This is a genomic window from Mesobacillus sp., assembly GCF_049588175.1.
Lineage (GTDB): Bacteria > Bacillota > Bacilli > Bacillales > Cytobacillaceae > Mesobacillus.
This window is the reverse complement of record NZ_JBAVFI010000171.1, coordinates 1-4,123: the sequence shown is the minus strand read 5'-3', so window position 1 is coordinate 4,123 and position 4,123 is coordinate 1. Positions and strand designations below refer to the sequence as shown.

Here is a 4,123-nt window from a genome sequence, read left to right as displayed (position 1 = left end):
GGATTCGGGTGAATATTTAACGGTGAAGCTTGAGTATCCTTTTCACTTTTTTACTCCGTTTGTATCCAGCCTGTTTCCTTCAGCATTGTCGATCAAGGCGGAGTCCACAATCAGAGTCGAGTAGGGGGAAAATATGATAAGAAAATGGTTTGCTGAGGAATCTGGAAACACGCTAATACTGGCAGCCCTTTCTCTTTTTGTCCTTTTGAGCTTTGCGGGTTTGGCAATTGATGGCGGAATGCTTTATATGACCAAGGCGGAACTTCAGAAGACAGCAAATGCCGCTGTCCTTTCCGGTGCCCAGGAGCTGACGAATAATGAGGCAAAGGTTGATGAAATAACGAGAAGCATTGTGGCTGCCCATAACGCTGGTTCAGCGATTGAGAACATCTCAATTGAGATGGAGAAGAAGGTGGCTATCGACCTGTCAAAAACGGTGCCACTTGCTTTTTCAAAATTATTTGGCAAGGAATCAGTCAATGTTCGGGCACATTCTGCTGCGGAACTGAGAACAATGGGAAGAGCAGTAGGTGCAGCTCCACTTGGAATTGATGACAGCATTCCTCTTGAATTCTATAAAGAATATCAGCTTAAAGTAGATAGCGGCGGTGTTGAGTACGGTAACTTTGGTGTACTTGCTTTAGGCAGCACCGGGGCGAGCTCTTATGAGGAAAACCTCCGGAACGGTTATCAAGAGGAATTGGCAGTAAATGATATCATCGCCACCCAGACGGGAAATATCGCAGGGAAAACAAGGGAAATCATCAAAGAAAAAGTAAATTCATGCCCAGAACTTCCAAGAGATATCCATGACAGAGATTGCTCGAGGATCATCCTTATTCCTGTCTATACTCCTTACAATCATGATGTCAACCAGGTGAAAGAAGTGAAAATAACAGGCTTTGCTTATTTTTACATAACTGACCCAATGGATAGTAAGGATACATCTATCAAAGGCATGTTCATCGAAAGACCAGGTACAGGATTTGAAACGACATCAGGCGTTTTCAAAGGCGCATACAGCATTCGAATAACGGAGTAGGTGATCAAAAATGCGGTCAAAGCTTGTTTTGGTCCTCGCATTGGTAATGGGGATCGTCACAACATTTCTTTTCTTTCAATATATGAGTCAAGTAAAGGCAGAAAAGACAATGAACAGTAATCTTGTAGAAATCGTTGTCGCCAAGGAAAAAATCCTAAAGAATGAACAAATAACGGCTCAAAAGCTGATGCTGGCAGCGGTTCCCCAAAAAGCGCTGCATGCCAATTCTCTTAAAAGCATCAAGGATGCAGAAGGCAAACTGGCAAATGCAACAATCGAGCAGGGTGAGCCAGTTCTCTCCCACAGGCTTGGGACAGAAACTTCCGAAGCCACCTATGTATCCAGGAAGGTCCGGGACGGATATCGGGCTGTTTCTGTTGGAGTTAATTTAAATCAATCCGCTTCAAACTTGATTGAACCAGAAGATGAAGTGGACATTATGTTTTCAAAAAAAATTGAGGGGCCCAAACCCAAGGTAGAATCACAAATTATTCTCCAAAAAGCCAGAGTTCTGGCTGTGGGCAGAAAAATGGTTTTACCTGAGGATTCACAGGAGCCATATACAGAATATACGACTGTTACTGTCGAGTTAAAACCAGAGGATGCTCTTAGGCTAGTAAATTCCGCAGAACAGGGAAATATCCATTTTATGCTGAATAAACGGCCTGTATTAAAGGAACAGAATGTAACTGGCGAAAGCGATAAAGATTGAGGTTAATGGAGGGTGATCAATCATGGAAGACGCAACTGAACTGCAAACACATGAAATGAAGCCGGCAAAGAACAAACGCGGCGAACTTATTGCCGTTTGCAGCGCAAAAGGCGGGATTGGTCGCACGATTTTGACGGTCAATCTGGCTGGAGCCTTAGTAAAAAAGAATATCTCCGTCGCTATCCTGGATGGGGATTTCCAATTTGGGGACGTGGGGCTGGCAATGGACCTGAAATCAGCTTTTACCATCAAAGAAGTGATTGAAGGGATCGGCACTCTTGATGAGCATAGCCTGGCGGGCTATTTATCCAAACATGAAACCGGTGTGAGAGTGCTGGTGGCCCCTGAACGTCCTGAATTTGCTGATCTTGTCACCAAAGAGGCTGTTAATAAAATCATCGACACTATGCTATTAAATTATGATTATGTCGTGGTTGATACCGGTGTAGGTCTTAGCGACCATACTGTACATATTGCCGAGAAGGCGGACCAGATTATGGTGATGGCAAATCTGGAAATGACCGCCTTGAAAAATACGAAGCTGATGCTTGAGACTTTTGAAATACTTGAGCTTCACAGCAAAGTAACACTTGTGGTGAACAGGGCAAACATGGAAAGCGTTATACAGGCTGAGGACGCGGCAAGGATTCTTGGATATGAAGATCCTGTGTATATCCCAAATGATTTTCAAACATGCTCTCAATCTCTTAATATTGGAATTCCATTTGTGGTGAACCAGGGAAAGACGGATGTGGCAAAAGCGATTTTTAAAATGGCCGAACGCATTACAAGCCGCCGGGAAATAACGCTTTTCAAAGAGCCAAAAGGCCCTTCATTTTTATCAAAATTAATCGGCAGAAAACGGACAAGGGGAGGAACAGAACAATGAGCCTTCTGAACCGCATTCAGGAAAGGACGCAGCAAGCGGAAGGAAACGCGGAACAAGCTGAATTGATATCCGAAGCCGTCCCACAGCAAAGACTGGACATTCGAGCAGTTTTCAGAGACCCGAAAAAAGAGGCAGTGAACCCCGAGGTTCAAAGGAAACAGGATAAGCATCAGGAATTAAAGAACCTTATTCACAAACAAATTTTGCAGGAGTTTAAGGACTCACCTGTTGAGGAAATAATCCCTCGGCTTGATGGCATGGCGATCGAAATCATGAAGGATGATGAACAATTCCGCGGGAGCATTGATCGCAAAAAAGTCGTTGATGAACTGAGGAATGACCTGACAGGCTTTGGGCCGATTAACCCACTCCTCATTGACGAAGAAGTGAGTGAGGTCATGGTGAATGGCCCAAACCAGGTTTATTGCGAGCGTAAAGGGAAAATCGAAATGACCTCGATTAAATTCAGGGATGACGAGCATGTCATGAGCATCATTGAAAAAATTGTAGCACCGCTCGGCAGAAGGATTGATGAAAGCTCTCCAATGGTTGACGCAAGGCTTCCGGACGGTTCTCGTGTTAATGCCATTATTCCTCCGCTTTCCTTGAAAGGCCCGACAATCACCATCCGAAAGTTCTCCAAGGATCCGTTCCAAATTGAGGATCTAATAAACTTTGGCACACTGAGTGAAGAAATGGCAATCTTCCTTGAAGCCTGTGTAAAAGCCCGCCTTAATATTTTCGTCTCCGGGGGAACGGGTTCTGGAAAGACGACGACCTTGAATGTTCTTTCCAATTTTATTCCGCATGATGAACGAATCATTACGATCGAGGATGCTGCTGAGCTCCAGCTAGGTCAGGATCATGTTGTCTCTTTGGAATCAAGGCCGCCGAATATAGAAGGAAAGGGTTCAATTACAATCAGGGATCTTGTTCGGAACTCGTTAAGGATGAGGCCTGACCGGGTTGTCATTGGTGAGGTACGTGGAGCTGAAGCTTTGGATATGCTGCAGGCTATGAATACCGGTCACGATGGCTCGCTTGCAACCGGGCACTCCAACAGTGCCAGAGACATGATTGCCCGTCTTGAAACGATGGTTTTGCTCGCAGGTGTTGAGCTTCCTGTAAAAGCAATCCGGGAACAAATTGCCGGAGCGATTGATGTCATTATCCAGCAGTCCCGGTTAAAGGATGGTACAAGGAAAATTACAAGCATCACGGAAGTGCAGGGGATGGAAGGCGATGTCATCGTCTTGCAGGATGTGTTTACCTATAAACAGCAGGGAGTAAACGACGCTGGCAAAATTATTGGGCGTCTAGTACCAACAGGAGTCCGTCCTAAGTTTTATGAACGGCTCGAAGCTTCAGGAATTCATATCCCAGCCAATGTTTTCATTGAGAGTGAGGAGTGGGGAGAATGATTTATGCCATTTCCGCGTTCTTCCTGCTGACGGCTTTCCTGTTATTCTTATCTATATTC

At 44.9% G+C, this 4,123-nt stretch carries 4 protein-coding genes; all 4 read left to right on the top strand.

All coding sequences use genetic code 11. From position 1 onward, the window contains the following. The first annotated feature begins 133 nt into the window (after positions 1 to 133). Genes WB217_RS04060 through WB217_RS04045 form a run of 4 tightly spaced genes read left to right on the top strand, consistent with a single transcriptional unit; the run spans position 134 to position 4,064 of the window. Complete coding sequence (locus tag WB217_RS04060; protein WP_423990882.1) at positions 134 to 1,042, top strand: pilus assembly protein TadG-related protein; 909 nt, start codon at positions 134 to 136, stop codon at positions 1,040 to 1,042. A 10-nt stretch (positions 1,043 to 1,052) separates the two neighbouring features. Further along, a complete protein-coding gene (gene cpaB, locus WB217_RS04055; RefSeq protein WP_423990880.1) occupies positions 1,053 to 1,754 on the top strand; it encodes a Flp pilus assembly protein CpaB in 702 nt (233 codons plus the stop codon). Between the two features lie 22 nt (positions 1,755 to 1,776). Next, the gene (locus tag WB217_RS04050; RefSeq protein WP_423990878.1) at positions 1,777 to 2,643 is read left to right on the top strand and encodes an AAA family ATPase; all 867 of its coding nucleotides are present in this window, start codon (positions 1,777 to 1,779) and stop codon (positions 2,641 to 2,643) included. Next, on the top strand, positions 2,640 to 4,064 hold the full coding sequence (locus tag WB217_RS04045) for a CpaF family protein (RefSeq protein ID WP_423990876.1): 1,425 nt from the start codon (positions 2,640 to 2,642) through the stop codon (positions 4,062 to 4,064). Before WB217_RS04050 ends, WB217_RS04045 begins: the two co-directional genes overlap by 4 nt. The last annotated feature ends 59 nt before the right edge of the window (positions 4,065 to 4,123 follow it).

What these genes read in the sequence shown, in the direction of transcription:
- WB217_RS04045 (WP_423990876.1), top strand. Translation starts at nt 2,640, where the DNA reads ATGAGCCTTCTGAACCGCATTCAGGAAAGGACGCAGCAAGCGGAAGGA.
- WB217_RS04050 (WP_423990878.1), top strand. Translation starts at nt 1,777, where the DNA reads ATGGAAGACGCAACTGAACTGCAAACACATGAAATGAAGCCGGCAAAG.
- WB217_RS04060 (WP_423990882.1), top strand. Translation starts at nt 134, where the DNA reads ATGATAAGAAAATGGTTTGCTGAGGAATCTGGAAACACGCTAATACTG.
- cpaB (WP_423990880.1), top strand. Translation starts at nt 1,053, where the DNA reads ATGCGGTCAAAGCTTGTTTTGGTCCTCGCATTGGTAATGGGGATCGTC.